The sequence below is a fragment of the Spirosoma migulaei genome (genome assembly GCF_054776855.1).
Genome location: NZ_BAAHBG010000007.1, coordinates 12,333 through 34,583, shown reverse-complemented (window position 1 = coordinate 34,583; position 22,251 = coordinate 12,333). Strand labels below are relative to the sequence as shown.

Genomic DNA, 22,251 nt, shown 5'->3' with positions numbered 1-22,251 from the left:
GGTTAAAATCAAGCCTTAATAAGAGTCTCTAATAATTTTCTAATCTTTTTATAAACTCCCTTTAATGTCAATTTAAGCTCCCTTTAATACAAATTAAAGACCTTTGTAGCCCTATTCATGTCAACTCATGCGGCTGCTGCTGATCGTCTTCTTTAGTTTCTTTTTTTTCCAGAATACCAAGTCTGCCCTGGCGCAGGATTCCCTTCACATAAGCCTTCGGCAAGCCGATAGCCTGTTTCTGAAAAACAATCTGCTGTTATTGGCCGAGCGATTTCGGATCGATGCCAGTCAGGCGCAGGTACTACAAGCCAGTTTATACGATAACCCAAACGTAACGCTGGAGGTTAGCTCGTTCAATAGCGAAACCCGGCGGGTGCTGGACGTAGGAAGGCAAGGTGAGAAAATCATCTCGGTGCAACAATTGCTTTATACCGCCGGAAAACGGAATAAACGCATTGCCCTCGCGTCGGAAGCGGCCCGCCTGACCGAATTAGAATTGCTCGATTTACTGCGCGGCCTGCGCTTTGATCTACGGAGTCGGTTCTACTCCATTTATTTTCAACAGCTGACGCTGAATCGATTTAATCAGCAGATTGCTACGCTTGAAACTACGGTGTCGGCCTATGAAAAGCAGTACGAACGAAATAACATTTCGCTTCGTGAATTGCTTCGACTCAAAGCGCTGTTGTTTCAACTCAACAACGACCGAACGGAGATCGTATTCCAGTTGGCCGACGATCAGCGGGCTTTACGGACGCTCTTGTCTGTAGATCAACCCATTCAGCCACGCGTTCGGGATGCAACGCTCCCCCGCTATCACCTGCCAACCCAGCCCGACGATACGCTCCAGCAAATGGCGCTTCGAAATCGGCCCGATCTGAAAGCATCGGAATCGCTCATTCGGCAGGCTGAACTGAATTATAATTTACAGAAGGCGCTGGCCGTACCAGATTTACGCGTAGGCGGCACCTACGACCAGGCAGGCAGCTATATTCAGAACTATGTTGGCCTGTCAGTATCGGCCGACATTCCGGTTTTCAACCGCAATCAGGGAGCTATTCGGGCCGCTCGTAGCCAGATTAATTACCAGAGTCAGTTACAACGCCAGAAAGCCATTCAGGTGGGTAACGAAGTGGCAACGTCGCTGCAAAAAGTTCGGGAAGTCGAACGGCGGGTTCAGTCTATTGAACGCTCGTTTACCGATCAATTCGACGAGCTAAACCGGGGCGTTATTATCAGCTTCCAGAAAGGCAATCTGACACTCATTGAATTTGTCGATCTGATTGAAGCCTACAACGATAGTGTTCGCCAGCTCAACCGCCTGAAAGCCGACCGGATTAGCGCCTACGAAGAACTGAATTACCTCGTCGGTGAAGAATTATTTAGGTAGTACCGGGCGTCTTGTCCGGACGAAATAAGCACTTAGTCAAATTACCCTTACTTACATGACCGGACGAGATGCCCGGTACTACGATGAAAATCACTGTTTTTTTGCTGCTCAGTTGCCTGACCTTTTTCTTCTCCTGTGGCCCTAAACCAGCACCGGAAGAGGAAAAAGCATTTATGCTATCCGATACGATGATGCACCGGATTCACCTCGATAGTGTGGTTATGCAGCCCGTTCGAAGTGAACTGACGCTGGTGGGTAAAGTCATGGCCGACGAGAACCGCGTCATTAAAGTGTACCCACTGGTAGGCGGTAATGTAGAAGATGTGAAGGTTGAACTAGGTGATTACGTCCATAAAGGCCAGACGTTAGCCTCCATTCGTTCGGGCGAAGTGGCCGATATAGAACGGCAAAGCATTCAGGCCCGGTCAGACTTGCTGCTGGCCGAGAAAAATCTGCGGGTAGCTCAGGACCTGTTCGAAACCAAGCTTACCTCGCAGCGCGAAGTGGTAGCGGCTCAGAAAGAGGTGGAGAAAGCTCAGGCCGAATCGAATCGGGTAGCCGAAGTCTCTAAAATTTACGGCCTTGGCAAAACGTCAATGTATACCGTAAAAGCCCCCATCGACGGTTACGTGATCGAGAAGAATGTGAACCGGGGTACGCAACTTCGCTCTGATAACGCGGGCAACCTGTTTACAATTGGTCAGATCAGTGAGGTTTGGGTATTAGCCAATGTCAACGAAAGCGACATTGGGCGGGTACGGATGGGAATGGATGCCTCCATTCAAACGCTAAGCTATCCTGACGATCTCTTTCATGGCCAGGTCGATAAAATTTATACGGTACTGGACCCCGGCACCAAAGCCATGACGGTACGAATTCGCCTGAATAACAAGGCGATGAAACTCCGTCCCGAAATGCATGCGACCGTTACCTTACGCTACGAAGACGGTGGTCAACTAGCTACGGTACCTGCGGGCTCAGTCATTTTCGACCAATCAAAACATTACGTCATGGTCTTCCGGGGCCGCTCCGACATCGACACCCGTGAGGTGAATGTTCTCAAAACTGTTGGCGACATCGCCTATATCAAAACGGGCCTGAAACCGGGCGAACGCATCATCTCTAAAAATCAACTCCTGGTCTACGACGCCATCAATGATTAAAAAGGAGGAGAGGGAGGAAGGAGGAAAGGGAAAAGGAAGTAAGGAAGGTGACACTAATTAAGTAACTATTCCTATTCCATTTCCTCCCCTTCCTCCTTCCTCCCTCTCCTCCCACTCTCCCCCTTTTCCATGAACAAATTCATCCGTGATGTCGTCGGTTTCTCCCTAAAAAACCGCTTTTTCATCTTTTTCATGACTATTGGGCTGATAGCAGCCGGAGTAGTCAGTTATCTCAACGTACCGCTTGAGGCTTTCCCTGACGTAACCAATACGCAGATCATTGTTGTAACGGAATGGAATGGTCGTTCTGCGGAGGAAATCGAGCGATTCGTAACTGTACCGATCGAAATATCGATGAGTGCGGTGCAACGCAAAACCAATGTTCGCTCCATCACCATGTTTGGGCTGAGCATTATCAAAATCATTTTTGAAGATGATGTTGAAGACTTTTTTGCCCGCCAGCAGGTCAACAACCAGCTCAGAACGGTATCGCTACCCGATGGCGTTGAACCCGATGTGCAACCTCCTTATGGGCCAACGGGCGAGATTTTTCGTTTTACGCTCAAATCCCCCTCCCGCGACAGCCGCGAACTCCTCACACTACATAACTGGGTTATTGACCGCCAGTTACGTTCGGTGTCGGGTGTGGCTGATGTAGTGGCGTTTGGCGGCCGCGAAAAGAGCTACGAAATCCGGGTGAACCCGACGCAATTAGCTAAATACGACATTACGCCACTGGAAGTGTATCAGGCCGTTACCCGAAGTAACATTAACGTAGGGGGCGATGTGATCGAGCGAAACGGGCAGGCCTATGTGGTGCGTGGTATTGGGCTACTCACGTCTATTCAGGATATTGAAAACCTGATTGTGGAAGATTTGGATGGCAACCCCGTATTGGTTAAAAACGTAGCCGAAGTAGCGGAATCGAACTTGCCGCGCGTGGGTCAAGTGGGGCTGAATGACAACGACGATGTGGTGGAAGGCATCGTGGTGATGCGGAAGAACGAAAATCCCAGCGAGGTCCTGGCGCGCGTCAAGGATAAAATTGCGGAGTTAAACACCCGCATTCTCCCATCCGACGTAAAGATGGTGACCTTCTACGATCGCGACAACCTAATCAGTTTCTGTACGAAAACCGTTCTGCACAACCTCACCGAAGGGATCATTCTGGTTACGGTGATCGTCTTTCTGTTCATGGCCGATTGGCGCACAACCATTATCGTTTCAATGATTATCCCGTTGGCGCTGCTGTTTGCGTTCATGTGTCTGAAACTGCGTGGTATGTCGGCCAACCTGCTGTCGATGGGTGCGGTGGATTTCGGTATCATCATCGACGGTGCTGTCGTCATGGTCGAGGGGATATTCGTTTCGCTCGATCATTTGGCCCTTAAGGTGGGTATGCCCAAGTTCAACAAAATGGCGAAACTAGGGATGATCAAGAAAACGGGTGGCGAGTTAGGCAAAGCCGTTTTCTTCTCCAAACTGATCATTATCACGGCCTTATTACCTATTTTCTCCTTCCAGAAAGTGGAAGGCAAGATGTTTTCGCCCCTGGCCTGGACACTGGGTTTTGCCTTACTCGGTGCTTTGCTATTTACCCTCACGCTGGTGCCGTTGCTGTGTTCTATTCTGTTGAAGAAGAATGTACGAGAACGCAACAACCCCTTGGTCAATTTCTTCGACCGGATTGTGATGGCGGGTTTTACCAAGTGCTACGCTAACCGGAAACTAAGTCTGCTGGCAGCCGTAGCTTTTATGGCAGTTACGTTCCTGTCCTCTACCCTGCTCGGTACGGAATTCCTGCCGACACTCAATGAGGGGGCGTTATGGGTAGAGGCCAAACTGCCTATGAGTAGCTCGCTGAATCAGACTGTGGGCATGGTACGAATACTTCGGCAAAAACTAATGGATTTTCCGGAGGTAAACGGTGTGTTATCGCAAACGGGCCGCTCCAACGACGGCACCGACCCATCGGGCTTTTATTACGTGCAGATGCAGGTGAACCTCAAGCCCAAAGACGAATGGAAGCGTAAAATCACCACCGACCAGTTGATCGAGGAAATGGATGGCCGATTGAAGCAGTTTCAGGGAATCAACTATAACTACTCGCAACCAATCATCGACAATGTAGCAGAGGCCGTGGCGGGTATGAACGCCAGTAACGCGGTTAAAATCTTTGGCGACGATCTTAATGAACTAAATAAATTAGCCAATACGGTTATCGCGTCTATCCGCGATGTGCCGGGCGTGAAAGACGTGGGGATTCTGCGTAACATTGGTCAGCCCGAAATCAGTGTGTTGTTCCATGATCAGAAAATGGCACTTTATGGGGTATCCACCGCTGATGCGCAAGCCGTTATCGAAATGGCCATTGGCGGCAAAACAGCCTCGATTCTCTATGAAGGGGAGCGCAAGTTCGATATCCGGCTCCGTTACGGCGAAAGCTACCGTAAAACCGAAGAAGACATTATGCGACTGATGGTCCCCACGCTACGGGGAAGCAAGATTCCGTTGCGCGAAATTGCCACCATTCGTGAGGTAACCGGTCCTGCGTTTGTGTACCGCGACAACAACAAGCGATTCATTGGCGTCAAGTTTTCGGTACGGGAGCGCGATTTAGGCAGCACCATCGCCGACGCTCAGAAACGGGTTAATGCAGCCCTAAAGAACTTACCCAAGGGATACTCCATCAACTGGACGGGTGAGTTCGAGAATCAGGTTCGGGCTACCAAACGACTGGGGCAGGTGGTTCCACTGAGTCTGGCGGCAATTTTCGTGATACTATTTGTTTTGTTTGGCAATGTGAAAGATGCGGGATTAGTATTGATCAACGTGCCTTTTGCGCTGATTGGTGGTATTCTGGCGTTGCACGTAACAGGCATGAACTTCGGGATATCGGCGGGGGTTGGCTTTATTGCCCTGTTCGGGATTTGTGTGCAGAATGGCGTTATCCTGATTTCGGTATTCAACACCAACCGCCGGAACAAAATGCCCATCGACACCGCCATTCGGGAGGGCGTTCAAACGCGTATCCGACCCGTCATCATGACGGCGCTCATGGCCGCCATCGGTCTGCTACCAGCCGCTGTCTCTACCGGTATTGGCTCCGAAACCCAGAAGCCGCTGGCCATCGTGGTGATTGGTGGACTGATTACCGCCACCATCTTAACCCTGCTGGTTTTCCCGATTATTTACCGCATGTTTTACCGCCAGAATGTAACGCACACACCCAGAAGTCCTTTGGCGGTTGTAGAGGCTTGATCGTTGGGAGTTGGGCGTAGTATTCACTACCTCCTGGTGTTACCCGGTCTTTGACCGGTATGTTAGAAGCGTTGTTTATTTAGACCGGTCAGAGACTGGATAACGCAACGGCGTAGTATTCACTACGCCGAACAGGGGAAACATAATCCAGCTCGCAAAACTACTTTTTGAGTTTTTTATAGAGATACTTGCCTAGCAACCAACTCATCGCTAGACTGTAAGCGATTAACTTGCCTGGGAGTAAAATAACCTGTATGAACACGAGCCATCTATTGTAATCATCCGATATGCGAAATGGGTTATCCACAAGCCCCCCCAACCAGCCAACATTGGTATAATCAGGTGTGGCGGTAACAGAATGGCTTATCAGTACATAAAGAACTAAAAAACATAGTTTGAAGAGTACTAGCCTGGCCCCTACATAAAACAGATTGTAAAACACCCAATATAGGCCAATACCCAACAAAAGCAGACCGATTATAATAGACAACCAAATGAGCCATTTCTTGGGCGGGTCATCATCATCGTCTGGCTCCGGCGGATTCACCTCTAACTTACCTACTGGGCCTGGATTAAGTGGTTCAAAGACCCATTCCAATAAACTCATAGATAGATTTTTTACTCTAATTTAGAATGATCAGTAATGTGAGGGGAGAATTTATGTCGATTGGCTTCGCGAATATATTACTGGTCGAAAATTGTGTTCGTTTGTACTGTTGAGTAGATGCTACGGGGCTTCATGGTAATAAATACCCCTTACATCAAGTTGCAACAAATTGATGGTGATTCATGCTTCGTCGTACCTTTGAGGCATGGCATTTATCCAGACAGATACCTTTACATTGCGCGGTTATGAGTGCGATGCGTTCGGGCGAATGAGCATTCCGGCCCTGATGAACCTGATGCAGGAATCAGCCAATCGAAATGCAATTGAATACGGTATTGGCATTTCTGATTTGGCCGAACGGGGATTTGGCTGGATGCTGATGCGCTTCCGACTCAGAATGCACGAGTACCCGCGTTATGGCCAGACCATTCGACTGTTGACCTACCCCACCGAAGTCGAGAAGTATTTCATTTATCGTGAGTTTCAGGTATTGGCCGAAGATGGCACTTTGCTGGCCGATGCCACCAGTACGTGGCTTGTGTTCAGCATGGAGAAACGGGCCATGGTATCCCTGCCCGACTTTATCCGCAGCCTAAGCCCGCCCACCGACATTCCGAAAACGGCGGTTGCTCTGCTGGCAAAATTATCATCCAGACCTATTTTTCAGTCGGCAGACTTTGAACCAACCCACACCAAAACTATGGAAGTCGGTTGGCTCAGTATCGACCAGAATCAGCACGTTAACAACGTGGCTTATGTTGAATGGCTACTCGAAGCTGTCGATAGTGAGACCCTGCAAACGCGGAAATTAGCCGAAATTGATTTAGTTTACCGAACCGAAAGCCACTGGCGCGATCAATTGCAGATTCAATCGGTCGTTGAAAGCCCGCAGGCATTTCTGCACCGGATCATTCACCCCGAATCTGGTAAGGATGTGCTGCTAGCGCGCAGCATTTGGAGTTAATTTTGTCATGCTGACGAAGGAAGCATCTTCGTTAACCGCAATGTATTCCAGCTATGGTAACGGCAATCGACGAAGATGCTTCCTTCGTCAGCATGACAAAAAAACTATGACTACTTCACCAACTCAAACTCTTGATGGCGTACTGGGCGGGCTGATGCGCCGATACAGTGAGCGTGTTCCCGATGTGCAGAACGTTATTAACGCCATGCTCGATGCGGGCATCATTCAATCGCCGGACGAAATTGAAAATGACCACATTGCCTTCCGGACAATGGGTGTACCGAATCTTGGAATCGCGTCGTTCGAGAAAATTTTCCTTCACTACGGGTATGAAAAACGGGATGAGTTTAATTTCACGGGAAAGAAACTAACGGCTTACTGGTACAGTCCACCGGAACCACAGTACCCACGCATTTTCGCCAGTGAGCTACGCGTTCATGAACTCTCGGAGGAAGCTCAGCAAATCATCCATCGCTACACCGATACAGTAACTAGTGATCCGGTCGATTCGCTGGATTTAGATGATGCCAACGCTGTTGATCAGTTTCTACACCAGCCACTCTGGCAAACGCCAACACTTGCCGATTATCAAACCTTATTGGCTGAAAGTGAATATGCGGCCTGGGTGATCTACAACCGCTATTACCTGAATCATTTTACGATTAGCGTGCATAACCTGAAGCCGGGCTATAATACCATCGACGAGTTTGTTGCCTTTCTGGAAACTAGTGGATTCAAGCTCAATTCAGCAGGTGGTACGATTAAAGTTAGCCCGGATGGTGATTTGCGGCAGGCCTCCACTGTAGCACAAATGATTGATGCCGAATTTGCGGGTGGGGATATTTTCCGCATTGCGGGTTCCTACGTAGAATTCGCCGAACGACGTGTACTTCCCCCGTTTCGCGATTTACCTGCCGATCAAATTACCCGCGAGCATCGGCGCGAAGGTTTCGAAACCGGCAATGCCGACAAGATTTTTGAAAGTACGTTTACGACCCAAACAGGTAGATAGTTTACGGTTTAACGTTTCACTTGAAACCATCACTAAGCCCTGCATCCATGAAAGCTACTTCTACTTTTCTATTCGCCGGACTACTTTTATGTACTCTGGTCGTAATGGCGCAGAAACCCGCGCCGGTCGGTTTGCAACTGTATAGCTTTCGTAATCAGTTTGCGAAAGATGTTCCGGGTACGATGGCCAAAGTGAAAGAAATGGGATTTCGGGAAGCGGAAATTGCCGGAACGTACGGACTTAGCTTACCCGATTTCCGGAAGCTACTGGATCAGAATGGCATTAAAGCAATTAGTACGGGAGCCAGTTTTGAGGATTTGGACTCGAACGTACCGAAAATTGTAGCGGAAGCTAAAGCCCTGGGCGTAAAATATATCGTCTGCACCTGGATTCCTCACGCTGGTGATGCATTTACGATACAGGATGCCGACCGGGCTGTCGATGTATTTAACACCGCCGGAAAATTATTGGCTGGTAACGACCTCACCTTGTGTTACCACAACCACGGCTATGAATTTCAAACGTACAAAGACGGCACATTTTTCGATTATCTGGCCGAAAATCTTGACCCCAAATCAGTCCATTTTGAGATGGATGTATTCTGGGTAAAATCGCCCGGTTATGATCCGGTCGCGCTGTTGCAGAAGTACCCTAAACGCTTCCTGCTCATGCACCTCAAGGATCGCAAACCCGGCACGCCCGACAGTCAGACGGGCCACTCCGATGTCGAATCAAATGTTGTTCTTGGTCAGGGTGATGTGGGCATTGCGGCCATTATGAAACAAGCGAAAAAATCGGGCGTGAAGCACTATTTTATCGAAGACGAATCATCGCGCTCCATGGAGCAAATGCCGGGCAGTCTGGCGTTTTTAGAAGGGTTGAAGTAGAAGGTTTTAACCGCAAAGGTCGCTAAGGGTAGCGCAAAGGTCACAAAGATAGTTTTCTCTGCGTTCTTTGCGCTACCCTTAGCGACCTTTGCGGTTAAACCTATTTACTATCTCTGCTATTTCCTGAATGTCTTCTAACGTATGAAATGCGCTGATCACAATTCGGGTATTCGCCCGATCCGCGGCTGTGGGGTAAGCGAATGAGTAAACCAGAATTTCGTGTTCGAGCAGGTAAGCGTACAACTCATCGTGTTCGGTGAAGAAAACCGGATAGCCCGTCGCATGCCGAAATAAGCCCGTTGGCAGTAACAGTTTCTCAGCCAGCAGGATGTTTCGCTGAAGTTGCTCATATCCTTCGGCATACAACGCGTCAGCCTTAAGATAGGCAGCCAAATTCGCAGGAGGCATTGGTGAACAAGCCCCAAAAAATGCCGTTCGGCGGATGCTGGTTAGTGTATCGGCATTACTAAAAATTACCCCTCCCGGCATGCCCATCGCCTTTGCCAATGAAGCCGTAACAATCAGTTGCACATTGGGTTTATGGCTGATCTGAGGCCAGATACCCCGCCCCTGATTAAGTACAGCCAATCCATGCGAATCATCGACAACAAGCGTAATAGGTCGATCGTCAGGCAGATTCTGGACCCAATCAAAGTCATAGTAGTCTGAACGAACGGCATCGAGCGCATTGGTCAAAATCGCAATCGGTCCTGGCGCAACGGTTTGAAGTTGATTGGGTAGTTGCACAGTCCAATCGGCAAACGACGTCGAAGGCAACGTAACCATTGGCTCGTGCCAAAGCGCCGGGTGCGCTGTTGGTGCATACACAAACGTGCCAGCCTGACCACGTAGCCAGTTAATAACGACCTGCCCAGCCATCATTCCCGATGAGACCGTTAGTGCAGCCTCGGCCCCAACGACCGAAGCCATCTTAGCTTCGGCTTGTTCATAAATACCCAGGCGTACATTCCCATTACGCGAACTACCAAAAACGGTACCGTACCGACCAATGGCCTCCGTCATTAAGTACTGAAAAGACGGGTGTTGAGGCAACCCTAAGTAAGCGGTACCACTAAAAAACCGATACGTTTGTCCATTATGGCTGATCGTTCGGTTCGGAAGCTGATTTATGTCAAAAAAGTCACTCATTCAGGTAATAATAACTTCGTTCCTGTGCCATTCTCATCGGCATAAACGACTTTGCCGTAATCGAAGGTAACACCGGTAGCTGGGTCGTTGGCAATCAGCATGGCTCCATCTAAATCGGCATAATCGAGCAAGGGAAGCAATTGGGCAATGGCCGAAATACCCACGCTCGACTCGGTCATGCAACCTACCATTACCTGTAGACCTAATTCGCGGGCACGGGCAATCATTCGTCGGGCGGGTGTTATGCCGCCACACTTGGTCAGCTTAATATTTACTCCGTGGAAATAACCCGCACAGCGGTCAACATCGGCCTCAACAATACAGCTTTCGTCGGCAATGATGGGCAGGGCACTCTGTTCGTAAACCAGTTTGGCTCCTGCCCAGTCAGCGGCAGGAAGCGGTTGTTCAACAAACTCAACCCCCAGATCGCGCAGTAACTTCGACTTTGTAATCGCATCTGCCGCCGACCAGCCACAATTCGCGTCAACCCGAAACACGGCATCGGTATGCTGGCGTAATGCCTGAACCAGACTTATGTCTTCCTCAGGCCGACCCAATTTAATTTTATACAGCGGCCAGGGGCGTTCCTGCATTTTTTCAACCATTCGGGCTGGTGTATCAAGCCCGATTGTGTAATCGGTCAGGGGCGAATTGGTGGGATCAAGATTCCAGATTTGGTAAAGTGGTTTGCCCTGTCGTTTAGCCCATACGTCCCAGGCAGCCTGGTCAAGCGCACAGAGGGCAAATGGGTTTTGCTCCAGATAGGGATGCATATCGGCCCAAAACTGTTCGGGATCTGCTAGCGTATGGGTTTCGATACGATCCCGAATGGCTTCGAGTGCGGCTATCATACCCTCGATGGTGATTCCATAATAGCGCGTAGCGGTAGCCTCACCAAACCCTCTATACGCACCATCGCGCAGTTCAACAATCAGCGTTGGCTGCACATCGCGACTATCATGAGCAATGGTAAACGTATGGTTCAGGCGTAGATGAACCGGATGAAAAAACAACTGCATAGGTCTGAGACTTTCCGCAAAGATAGGGATAGTCGGTGTAGTACGTGAAATGAGTGGAATAGGTATAGCGTGTAACATCGTGTTAACTTACTCCACTATTTCACGTACTACACTCAACTACAATTCAATCAATGCCATTCGTAATGCCTCAAGCACCATACCCACCCGACTTTTAACGTTCAATTTCTGGAACAACACTTCCCGATAACCATCTATTGTTCGGGGAGCCAGGCACATTATATCGGCAATTTCAACATAGGTTAAATCACTGGATGCTAGTTTGAGGAATTTAAGTTCGCGCTCATTTAGCTGAGGTATAGCTGGACTATTGCCTGACTCACCTGGCTTTAAGTTTCGGATGAGTTTATTCGTCAGGAATTCTGAATAGTAGTATCCTTTCTTACTAACCTCATCCAGCGCCAGCCGTAATTCCGACGGACGGCACCCTTTCAATAAGTACGCCCGAACGCCCAATCTGACCATTTTCGCCACCTGTTCCTCCTTATCGAACATAGAGAGCGCAATCACTTTCACGTCAGGATGGTTCTGTTGAAGGTACTTTGCCGTCTCAAAACCATCCATTTCAGGCATTTTCAGATCCAGCAGAAGAATATCAGGAATCTGCTTGCGCTTGAGATAACTAATTAGTTCGCGGCCGTTTTCGGCGACAAACAGCATGTCATACCCATCATATTTTTGGATTAGCTCAGAGAGTGCCTGAGCGAGCAGATTATGATCGTCAGCAATAGCAACGGTTGTGGACATTTGGCGTAAGAGGGAGATTAGCTTTATGCCTGAAAGTTAACCCGTTAGCCCGTTTTCTACACTATGTTGAATTAAGTATTTTCTAAGTTGATAAATTTGTTGGTAGTTTAATTTCAATACGAGTTCCTAACCCTGGTTGTGTATCAACCAGGCAAGTGCCTCCTAACAGTTGGGCACGCTGATGCAGGTTGCGCATGCCTGACCCCGATGCACCTACCTGTCGGTTTGTCGTCTCGCTCAACTCAAAGCCCCGCCCGTCGTCAGCAATGGTAAGAATAAGGGTAGTGGACTGGTAATCAACGGTAATTGTAAGCGTTTTAGCACCGGCGTGTTTAATGGCATTGTTAAGGGATTCCTGAGCCATACGAAACAAAATAATCTCGGCTTCATTACCGAGTTCGTAAGGCTCACCCGTTATCTGCAAATGAGTCTGGTAGCGTCCTGTCTGATTAATACGCTCCAGTTCCAAACCTAAGCTTTCCCGCAACCCGAATCGTTGAACAGTACCACTATCCAGCGTTTTAGCTAATTGTCGGACCGCCAGAATCGTGCCTTCAATAGTTTGCACCATCCGGCTCACTGCTGACTGATGCGACGATTGCATAAGTTCTTCCTCCAGCCCATTCAGGTGTAACATGGCTACCGAGAGCATTTGCCCAATGTTATCATGTAATTCCTGACCGATGTATTCGAGGGTTTGGTTCTGAGTTTCGAGTTGCGATTGAAGAAGTTCGCGCTGATAGGTTTCGCGCATGACTTCACGCTCTTGGCGAAATTGAGCCTGACGACGCTGGAAGAGAAAGGCGAAGCCGATGATGAATATAACGAGTAACACTAATAGCAGTGTCGCTACTATAAAGCTAAAAATAAACTCCTCATAATGTCGGCCCATGTATCAATAACTTTAATCAGGGCGCAGGTTTTTCTGCTTATTTAAAAAAGATAATAAAATCATAATATAGAGCAAATGATTAGCCGTTACTCGTATAACACGAAACGGGTTAGCTACTAAATCGTACATATTATCGCCAATAAAATTATACGTTCCATATACCAATATACATGAAGTATTGAATAGTAATAATCCAAAGCTAGTCCAGAACAAAGTAAAATCTATCAGCCTATTCTGTGTAGGATATTGCAATAAAGTTTTCAAGTATAATAATGCCCATGTACTGGTCAGAAACATAGTTAATAAAACCATATTAGACCCAAAATCAAAATGTATATTTTGCAAGAATAATGTATTTACAATGGCGATTATAATATAACCTAAAACAGTCCATAATAACCATTTTTTCTTCAATTCAAGAAAATACGATCCTGTAATTAATGCATATTCAACTGGTTGAAAAAAAACATATATAATTGCATCATTTCCAGCTATCTTTCTTAGCCATAAAGCTATAATTTCATCAATAAGCGTTGCAGCCAACAGCAACACAATTAGTTTGTTGCTGTTGGCTAATTTATTGAATCGAAATAAACCAATAAGTAATCCAAGAAGAATAATTATGTAGTACGAGATCAAATATATCGGCATATTCTATCTGGTTATTTATTAAAAATTCCGGCATCCTATAGGTGGTGGGCACGGATCTATATACTCATATAAAATATCTTTACCTCCAGGTCCTCCCCCAAGCACAGGGTTTTTAGCAGAATCTGCCCCTAGAAGTACCAGCGTAAAAGTAGGTACATCTTTTGAAGTAGCTGGATCTTTTACAGGCTTCATAGCTGGATATATAAGTAGGTAATCAACCTTTTTAGACTGTCCAAGTATATTGCGTATAGAATCTGCTTCAATCCGATAGCTTGGATATCCGTCTTTTGGAGTTCCATGATGTAGAAACTCAATAAGTGGCATTCTAATGTTTCCAGTACTACCATCTGGCAATGTCAAACCTTCAATGGTCACCATCCTATTTAAAGCATCACGATAGGCAGTTGTCATTGTTCTAGCTGCAGGGGCAGTCAACGTTGCGGATAAAACTCCCGTAGGCATATGTATAAGTTGCTCCACAATGGCATTCTTATCGTCTTTCGAAAGCTCCGAAAAGTTCTGAGAATTTTTACATCCCACTGTGACTATTGCAGTCAACAGTAATAATAATATAGTTAAGCGCATAAGAATAATGATTTAAAATGGATGAATATGTATTCGTAGGCAACTTATAGTCAATACACCATATCGCAAAACTATAAACAATCCCACAGAAAAAACACCCCTATTAATCACCTAAAAATCAGACAATTAACGTAACATTAAATTTAATATTCTTCTGCAAATACGGGAAATTTCCCGTATCCGACACCGTCTATTTCAGCACCTTATTTACGGCTAATCTCTCCTACTCTATGCTCTATATACTTCCCAATTTTATAGCGTCATTTTTATCCGCCACAACTTCCTGATGTCAGTTCCGCCGGGCCTAAGTCCGGCGGTCTGTTTTTATATTCAGTACGGCACACACTTCTTACAATTCGATCAATCCGTGTCGTACGGCCTCGATCACCATACCTACGCGGGTTCGAACATTCATTTTCTGGAATACGGCTTCCCGGTAACCATCTATAGTGCGTGGGCTTACGCACATTTTATCGGCGATATCATTATAGGTCAGTTCGCTACAGGCAACTTTCAGAAACTCGTACTCGCGCTCATTTAGGTTAAAGGAGGAAATCGAGCCGTTTCCTAGGGGTGCATTCAGATTACGAACAAGTTGGGAAGTCAGAAAATCGGAATAGTAGAATCCTTTCGCCATTACATCATCCAAAGCCTGGTGAAGCTCCTCCGGGCGACAATCTTTAAGCAGATAACCCCTGGCCCCATTACGGACCATACGAACGATATGATCTTCCCGGTCAGTCATTGATAAAGCTAGCACACGTACCGATGGATACCGCTGTCGAAGTTGCAGCGCTGTCTCAAAGCCATCCATAATGGGCATGTTCAGATCGAGCAACGTAATGTCAGGAAGTTGATTACCTCGTTGCAATTGATCGAGAAAATTGCGGCCATTAGCGGCTATCAGCAAGATTTCATAATTATCAAATTTCTGGATCAAGTTAGACAGCGCTTCGGCCACCAGGTAATGGTCATCAACAATAGCAATGGAGACAGGCATGGCTTACGTAAGGATGGGTTCCTTGTTACTCCCTGAAAAGTAGAGCCTTAAACCAATGAATCCAATACCTGAATCCAGTTATTTTTATCTCCTACACATTTATGGTTTAGATAGATTGGTTACGGGGAATCTGAATTTCTATACGTGTTCCAGCACCCGGTTGACTCACAACGCTACAAGTACCACCCAAAAGGCCAGCCCGGCGGTGTAGGTTGCCCAAGCCAGCCCCGGCTTTATCGAGCGTACGAGCCGCAGCATCCGGGACCGAAAAACCCCGGCCATCGTCGGAAATAGTTAGACAAAAGGCGTCGGCCTTGTAATCAGTTGTAACTGTAAGCTTCTGGGCCTCTGCGTGTTTAAGTGCATTATTGAGCGACTCCTGCGTCATACGCAGGAGTACCATTTCAATTTTCTCTCCCAGTAAATAAGGGTCGCCAAGTGTGACTAGTTCCGCCTGTATACTACCTGCTCGCTGAATACGCTCCAGTTCAAGGCTTAAGCTGGACAGTAGGCCAAAGCGGCCTAACGTATCATAATCCAGGGTTTTGGAAAGCATCCTAACATCAGCAATGACCGTCCTCACTAAATCGCGGGTTTGCCGAACCGACTGTTGGGTATCGGGTTCAGTTGTTTCATTGTCGAGGGTATTTAGTCGCATCACGACCACAGTAAGCAATTGACCTATATTGTCATGCAGGTCGTGCGCAATTTGCTGGAGGGTCTGATTTTGAATTTCGAGCTGAGACTGGAGAAGTTCACGCTGATAGACTTCCTCAAGCGTAATTAATTGTTGCTGATGCGCTTTGTATCGCTGTTTATAAAGGACGAGTAATAACGTAATAAAACCTGCTAACGAAAGAAAAAGCAATGTACCTATTGATATAATTAAGATAACATCAGGTGTCTGGGTTGACATAGTACTTAATGCCTATTACTGTTTAGCGAATATCGTAGGTATACGTATAACGCCAATAAAAAAATACCAAACAATACAAAATCCATCAATTCATGAATCCAATAAACAGTTAAGGTATTGGATACCGAATTTGTGATTAAGTAATCCATTAATCCCTGCACAAAAAAATTACCCAACGACGTAAAAAACAAACCTGCCGCAACCCAAAATAAAGCCTCTTGCTCTAAAGCTGAAACCTTAACATCAACAAAAACCCTCCAGAGATAATTTCCTGACAAGCAGACTATTAACACATTAAATAATGTACTTTCATAGGAATTATACTGGTTCCAGGATTGAACCGTCAATGATAAAATTAAGGAGATACTAGCAAATAAGCCTATGGACAGCCAGATGAGTCGTTTACCAGAAACTGACTCCACTAATTGACTAAATAGTAAGCCATATAATGTGTACTGTATGATTGGTAAAATGTGGTATATATATATATTATCTTTTTGCGCGATCCGCAATAGATAGATTGCATAGATCGTGGCAGCAAATGTTGCTGTTATATTGATAGTTAGTAATCGAAGAGGGGGCGTAAGTACCCGGTAATTTATTGTATACAAATAAGTACTTACGCCCATTAAGGTAATGTACAGAAACGTATCCCACATAATACGGATTAAAATAACAGATTAATCTGCGTAACGATCACTTTTCTCCAAAGGACATGGGGGACGTTGACAGCAACATAGGGCTGCGGTTGTATTTATATCATCCCGGGCACGGCCATCTTCCTGGGTTGGCGCAAGAAACAAAAAATGCCTGTTCTGCTCGTCAATGCCATAATATACTTTAACATGCTCTGATTGATTAGCCTCAAGTATCTTTTTAAGGTCAGCCACATCAAAGAAGTCTCTTCTAAAGAAGTTAGTCAACTTCAAGTCAGTCAGTAATTTTTCATAGCGCTCACAAGCCTCCTTGAGCTTAACGGGGTCAGTAGGAAATTCATCCATTATGTATCAGTAGTTTTTTGGTTTAGCCAAACCTAAGCCCCCATTTACTTATAAACAATACCATCTTATAGATAACCTAATAAACACCACAAGTACAAACCACTGAAAATCAAATACTTAACAGTAGAAATAGTAAGTTAACAAGGGGATTCCAGTCAAAATACGGGAAATCACCCCTACAAAAACCGTCTATTTCCCCTTTTCATTTTGAGCAAATACCACCTATTTTGATTATATCTTCTATCCAGAATTTATAACGCTAGCTCTCCACTCCTCTCCACTCCTACTATCTTCCCTATTTCGCATTTCCGCCGGACCTATGTTCGGCGGTTTGCTTTTACAACCCTGCCTGCCCCCTCTACCTTGGCAAGCAAAATCACTACTAATCAGATACTTAAAAAATAGTTTACCCTAGTTTAAATCCAAACCGTACAGTACTCCCGTAAGTCTTCCCGTTGATCGACACACAGTAACACATTCAGTACACATTTCAACTAATTTCAAAAACAACGACAATGAAGACGCTCAAATTCACCTTTGCCATACTTAGTTTACTGGCTATTAGCCAGGTTTCGTTTGCCCAGGAAAAAACGGTAACTGTTGGCGGTGCGCCCATGTATCCGTCCAAAAATATCATTGAGAATGCTGTAAATTCGAAAGACCACACTACGCTTGTAGCCGCAGTTAAAGCCGCTGGTCTTGTTGAAACGTTATCTGGCCCAGGCCCATTCACAGTATTTGCGCCTACCAATAAAGCCTTCGACAAACTACCTAAAGGCACGGTTGAAACGCTGGTAAAACCAGAAAGTAAGGAAACGCTTACGAAAATTCTGACCTACCACGTAGTATCAGGTAAAATGAGTGCTGCCGATCTGATGAAAGCAATTGCGGATGGCGGTGGTAAAGCTACGCTGACAACGGTATCAGGTGGTACGCTAACGGCTATGCAAAAAGGCAAAAAGATTGAATTGACGGATGCTAAAGGTGGTGTTTCAACAGTTACGATTGCCGACGTAAATCAGTCCAATGGCGTGATTCACGTAATTGATACGGTCTTGATGCCATAAGGAATTGGGTTACTAGATCATAAAAAATCCCCGGAGATAGCTCTGGGGATTTTTTATTAAAATATACTTGAGGTTACGATCTACACATCATAACTCAACACCGGGCTCAGCCATTTTTCAACCTCGTCAACGGGCATATCCTTCCGGAGAGCGTAATCCAGAACCTGATCTTTATTGATTTTCCCGACGGGGAAATACTTGGATTCCGGGTGCGAAAAGTAAAAACCACTCACCGATGACGCCGGATACATGGCATAACTTTCGGTTAATTCAATATCGATCTTAGTGGCATCCAGCAGATTAAACAAGGTTGCCTTCTCGGTATGGTCGGGGCAGGCCGGATAACCCGGTGCGGGCCGAATTCCCTGGTAAGCCTCTTTAATCAATTGCTCATTTGGTAGATTTTCGTCGACGGCATACGGCCAGAATTCCTTCCGAACACGCTCGTGCATCCGTTCTGCAAACGCTTCGGCCAGGCGATCGGCAAGCGCTTTCACCATAATGCTGTTGTAATCGTCGTGGTCGCGATCATATTTTTCGATCAACGCTTCAATGCCAATACCGGCCGTTACAGCAAATCCACCAATGTAATCTTCCCGGCCGCTTTCCAATGGCGCAATGAAGTCCGATAAACAGAAGTTTGGTAAGCCGGGTGCCTTCTGATTCTGCTGACGCAGGAAATGCAATACGGTCCTGGTATCGTAGATCAACTCACCTGCTGAACTCACCGCCGTTTGCGACTGCGCTTTGCTGATTTTGTATTCAATGTGCTGATGGGAGCCGTGACGCTCACAGGGAATCTCCCGAGTGTGTTCTTCAAAATCGTGGAGCAACACGTCATCATCAGCCGAATTAGCAGGGAAGAATCCAACAACGGCCTTTGCTTTCAGGAGTTTGTTATCAATAATTTCCTGCAAAAGCTGGTTCGCATCATCGAACAACTTTTTAGCTTCCTGTCCAACAACCGCATCTTCGAAAATGGCCGGGTACTTGCCGTGCAATTGCCAGGTCTGGAAGAATGGTGTCCAGTCGATGTACTTTGCGAGTTCGGCAATATCATAATCCTCGAAGTACCGGTTGCCCAGAAACATTGGCTTGGTAGGCTCAAACGAACTCCAGTCTATTTTTGTCCGGTTATCGCGCGCCTTGGCAATACTCAGGCTGGCTTTTTCTTTTTGCCGCCTAGCGTGATCATCCCGAAGTTTAACGTACTCAGCTTTAATCTCTGTGAAGATTTTATCCCGCGTACCGTCTGTATCACTAACCAGTTTTCCGGCAACCGGAACGCTCCGACTGGCATCCAGCACGTGAACTACCGGCCCTGAATAGTGTGGATCGATCTTAACCGCCGTATGCATCCGTGAGGTGGTTGCGCCCCCAATCAGCAACGGCATGGTAAAGCCCTGCCGCTCCATTTCTTTTGCTACGCCTACCATTTCATCAAGCGAAGGCGTAATCAACCCACTCAATCCGATAATGTCTACGTTATGTTCGCGGGCAGCGTCCAGAATTTTTTGGGTCGGCACCATCACTCCAAGGTCAATAATCTCGTAGTTATTGCAACCCAGCACCACACCAACAATGTTTTTGCCAATATCGTGAACGTCGCCTTTAACCGTTGCCAGCAGGATTTTTCCGGCATTCTGGGATGTATCTCCCCCAATAAGTTTCTCGGCTTCAATAAACGGGGTTAAATAGGCCACCGCTTTTTTCATTACCCGCGCTGATTTAACTACCTGAGGCAGAAACATTTTACCCGCGCCAAACAGATCACCCACCACATTCATACCGTCCATCAATGGACCTTCAATGACGTGCAACGGTCGTTCTACCTGCTGCCGGATTTCTTCAACGTCCTGGTCAATATAATCGGTAATGCCTTTGATAAGGGCGTGCTTGAGACGTTCACGAACAGGTTCGAGCCGCCAGCTTTCATCCTGAACAATGACTTTCCCTTTCGCTTTCACCGTTTCGGCAAAATCAACCAGGCGTTCGGTGGCGTCGTCCCGACGATTAAGCAGAACGTCTTCGCAACGTTCCAGCAACTCTTTTGGAATGCTATCATACACTTCCAGTTGCCCGGCATTTACGATACCCATGTCCATACCGGCCCGAATGGCGTGATACAGAAAGGCCGAGTGCATCGCTTCCCGTACAACATCGTTACCCCGGAAACTAAACGAGATATTCGATACGCCCCCACTCACTTTGGCTAGCGGCAGGTTTTGCTTGATCCAGCGCGTTGCGTTGATGAAGTCAACGGCGTAGTTGTTGTGCTCTTCAATACCCGTTGCTACAGTCAGGATATTGGGATCGAAAATGATATCCTGTGGAGCAAATTTGACTTTATCGACCAGAATCCGGTACGCCCGTTCGCAGATTTGAATGCGCCGTTCGTAGGAGTCAGCCTGACCGGTTTCGTCGAACGCCATTACCACCGCAGCCGCACCATAGCGTTTAACGAGTTGTGCCCGTTCAATGAATGCCTCTTCGCCTTCTTTTAGGGAGATGGAGTTCACAATAGCTTTTCCCTGGACGCATTTCAGGCCAGCCTCGATCACTTCCCACTTTGAGGAATCGACCATGATAGGGACACGGGCAATATCGGGCTCGGCAGCAATCAGGTTCAGGAAGGTTTTCATGGCCTCCACCGAATCCAGCATGCCTTCATCCATGTTGATGTCGATCACCTGCGCGCCCCCTTCAACCTGACCACGGGCAATACTTAGGGCTTCATCGAAATTCCCTTCTTTAATGAGCCGGGCAAATTTCTTTGACCCCGTTACGTTCGTCCGTTCACCAACATTCAGGAAGTTGGTTTGCTCCGTAATTTTCAGGGGTTCCAGGCCGCTCAGCTTTTGATAAGGCTCAGCTTCCGGCAATTGCCGGGGCGGATATTTAGCCGCCACATCCGCAATAGCACGTATGTGATCAGGTGTTGAGCCACAGCAGCCGCCAACAATATTGACGAAACTACTTTTAATAAAATCTTCGATTTGAGCCGCCATCATATCCGGCGTTTCATCATACTCACCAAATTCATTAGGCAAGCCCGCATTCGGGTAGGCTGACGTAAAAAATGGTGCTTCTTTTGCGAGTGTCTGAATGTAAGGCCGCATTAAGGCAGCACCAAGTGCACAATTTAAGCCTACACTGAGCAGGGGCAAATGGGAAACCGAGTACAAAAACGCTTCGGTCGTCTGCCCCGATAATGTACGACCACTGGCATCGGTTATGGTGCCTGAGATCATAATGGGCAGAACTGTCTTTTGCGGATTTAAATTGAAATATTTGTCGATGGCAAACATAGCTGCCTTCGCATTGAGGGTATCAAAGATTGTTTCGACTAGCAGCACATCTGAGCCACCATCCACTAAACCACTCACCTGCTCATAATACGCATTAACCAAATCATCGAACGTGACAGCTCTATAGGCGGGATTGTTCACATCCGGCGACAGGGAAGCTGTACGGTTCGTTGGTCCCATAGCACCGGCGACAAAGCGCGGTTTATCCGGATTCTGACGTGTAATTTCTTCAGCTACCTCTTTGGCAATCCGGGCCGATTCATAGTTGAGTTCATAAGCCAGTTCCTCCATGTGGTAATCGGCCATGGCAATGGTTGTACCACTGAAAGTATTGGTTTCAATAATGTCGGCACCTGCTTCCAGATATTGCTTATGGATCGCCTTGATTATATCCGGTTTCGTCAACGATAACAAATCGTTGTTACCCTTCAGATCATGTGGCCAATCCTTAAATCGTTCACCCCGGTAATCCGCATCAGTCAGGTTATACCGTTGGATCATCGTACCCATCGCACCATCAAGGACGAGGATGCGTTCGTGGAGGAGTTCGTATATCGTTTTCAAAAGCGAGTTATAGAAGGCTTGGTTATTAGGGCTACTAACAACCAGCACAC

18 protein-coding genes are annotated in these 22,251 nt (G+C 46.8%); 7 read left to right on the top strand and 11 right to left on the bottom strand.

Annotated features, from left to right (window positions below; all coding sequences use genetic code 11):
- The first annotated feature begins 127 nt into the window (after positions 1 to 127).
- The 3 genes from ACYVGO_RS09675 (at position 128) to ACYVGO_RS09665 (ending at position 5,814) form a co-directional block, all read left to right on the top strand.
- On the top strand, positions 128 to 1,390 hold the full coding sequence (locus tag ACYVGO_RS09675; protein WP_460969081.1) for a TolC family protein: 1,263 nt from the start codon (positions 128 to 130) through the stop codon (positions 1,388 to 1,390).
- 83 nt (positions 1,391 to 1,473) lie between these two features.
- Positions 1,474 to 2,553: an efflux RND transporter periplasmic adaptor subunit gene (locus ACYVGO_RS09670; protein ID WP_460969080.1), complete on the top strand. Its 1,080-nt coding sequence runs from the start codon at positions 1,474 to 1,476 to the stop codon at positions 2,551 to 2,553.
- Between the two features lie 129 nt (positions 2,554 to 2,682).
- Positions 2,683 to 5,814 (top strand): efflux RND transporter permease subunit, encoded by a 3,132-nt coding sequence (locus tag ACYVGO_RS09665; RefSeq protein ID WP_460969079.1) that lies wholly within the window; start codon positions 2,683 to 2,685, stop codon positions 5,812 to 5,814.
- Positions 5,815 to 5,974: 160 nt separating this feature from the next.
- On the opposite strand, the gene ACYVGO_RS09660 is transcribed toward ACYVGO_RS09665, so the two are convergent.
- On the bottom strand, positions 5,975 to 6,421 hold the full coding sequence (locus tag ACYVGO_RS09660) for a hypothetical protein (RefSeq protein WP_460969078.1): 447 nt from the start codon (positions 6,419 to 6,421) through the stop codon (positions 5,975 to 5,977).
- Between the two features lie 205 nt (positions 6,422 to 6,626).
- Between ACYVGO_RS09660 and ACYVGO_RS09655 the strand changes: the two genes are divergently transcribed.
- From ACYVGO_RS09655 to ACYVGO_RS09645, 3 genes are all read left to right on the top strand, one after another.
- Complete coding sequence (locus tag ACYVGO_RS09655; RefSeq protein ID WP_460969077.1) at positions 6,627 to 7,385, top strand: acyl-[acyl-carrier-protein] thioesterase; 759 nt, start codon at positions 6,627 to 6,629, stop codon at positions 7,383 to 7,385.
- A 106-nt stretch (positions 7,386 to 7,491) separates the two neighbouring features.
- Positions 7,492 to 8,397, top strand: coding sequence for a 2-oxoadipate dioxygenase/decarboxylase family protein (locus ACYVGO_RS09650; RefSeq protein WP_460969076.1), 906 nt, complete (start codon positions 7,492 to 7,494; stop codon positions 8,395 to 8,397).
- Positions 8,398 to 8,444: 47 nt separating this feature from the next.
- Positions 8,445 to 9,284, top strand: a complete 840-nt coding sequence (locus ACYVGO_RS09645) for a sugar phosphate isomerase/epimerase family protein (protein ID WP_460969075.1) — start codon at positions 8,445 to 8,447, stop codon at positions 9,282 to 9,284.
- 78 nt (positions 9,285 to 9,362) lie between these two features.
- Here the strand turns inward: ACYVGO_RS09645 and ACYVGO_RS09640 are convergent, their stop codons facing one another.
- The 9 genes from ACYVGO_RS09640 to ACYVGO_RS09600 form a co-directional block, all read right to left on the bottom strand.
- Positions 9,363 to 10,433 (bottom strand): aminotransferase class I/II-fold pyridoxal phosphate-dependent enzyme, encoded by a 1,071-nt coding sequence (locus ACYVGO_RS09640; protein ID WP_460969074.1) that lies wholly within the window; start codon positions 10,431 to 10,433, stop codon positions 9,363 to 9,365.
- The gene (locus ACYVGO_RS09635; RefSeq protein ID WP_460969073.1) at positions 10,430 to 11,452 is read right to left on the bottom strand and encodes a dipeptide epimerase; all 1,023 of its coding nucleotides are present in this window, start codon (positions 11,450 to 11,452) and stop codon (positions 10,430 to 10,432) included. The genes ACYVGO_RS09640 and ACYVGO_RS09635 overlap by 4 nt, the downstream gene beginning before the upstream one ends.
- Positions 11,453 to 11,569: 117 nt before the next feature.
- Entirely contained in the window at positions 11,570 to 12,217 is a 648-nt protein-coding gene (locus tag ACYVGO_RS09630) for a response regulator (RefSeq protein WP_460969072.1), read from the bottom strand.
- Between the two features lie 82 nt (positions 12,218 to 12,299).
- Entirely contained in the window at positions 12,300 to 13,109 is an 810-nt protein-coding gene (locus tag ACYVGO_RS09625) for a sensor histidine kinase (protein WP_460969071.1), read from the bottom strand.
- A gap of 12 nt (positions 13,110 to 13,121) precedes the next feature.
- On the bottom strand, positions 13,122 to 13,652 hold the full coding sequence (locus tag ACYVGO_RS09620; RefSeq protein WP_460969070.1) for a hypothetical protein: 531 nt from the start codon (positions 13,650 to 13,652) through the stop codon (positions 13,122 to 13,124).
- A gap of 126 nt (positions 13,653 to 13,778) precedes the next feature.
- Positions 13,779 to 14,345 (bottom strand): hypothetical protein, encoded by a 567-nt coding sequence (locus ACYVGO_RS09615; protein WP_460969069.1) that lies wholly within the window; start codon positions 14,343 to 14,345, stop codon positions 13,779 to 13,781.
- 349 nt (positions 14,346 to 14,694) lie between these two features.
- Complete coding sequence (locus tag ACYVGO_RS09610) at positions 14,695 to 15,345, bottom strand: response regulator (protein ID WP_460969068.1); 651 nt, start codon at positions 15,343 to 15,345, stop codon at positions 14,695 to 14,697.
- A 106-nt stretch (positions 15,346 to 15,451) separates the two neighbouring features.
- Entirely contained in the window at positions 15,452 to 16,261 is an 810-nt protein-coding gene (locus tag ACYVGO_RS09605) for a sensor histidine kinase (RefSeq protein WP_460969067.1), read from the bottom strand.
- A gap of 680 nt (positions 16,262 to 16,941) precedes the next feature.
- Positions 16,942 to 17,262: a hypothetical protein gene (locus tag ACYVGO_RS09600; RefSeq protein WP_460969066.1), complete on the bottom strand. Its 321-nt coding sequence runs from the start codon at positions 17,260 to 17,262 to the stop codon at positions 16,942 to 16,944.
- Between the two features lie 515 nt (positions 17,263 to 17,777).
- Here ACYVGO_RS09600 and ACYVGO_RS09595 point away from each other — a divergent pair.
- Positions 17,778 to 18,329 (top strand): fasciclin domain-containing protein, encoded by a 552-nt coding sequence (locus ACYVGO_RS09595; RefSeq protein WP_460969065.1) that lies wholly within the window; start codon positions 17,778 to 17,780, stop codon positions 18,327 to 18,329.
- Between the two features lie 80 nt (positions 18,330 to 18,409).
- On the opposite strand, the gene metH is transcribed toward ACYVGO_RS09595, so the two are convergent.
- Entirely contained in the window at positions 18,410 to 22,201 is a 3,792-nt protein-coding gene (metH, locus tag ACYVGO_RS09590) for a methionine synthase (RefSeq protein ID WP_460969064.1), read from the bottom strand.
- Positions 22,202 to 22,251: the final 50 nt, after the last annotated feature.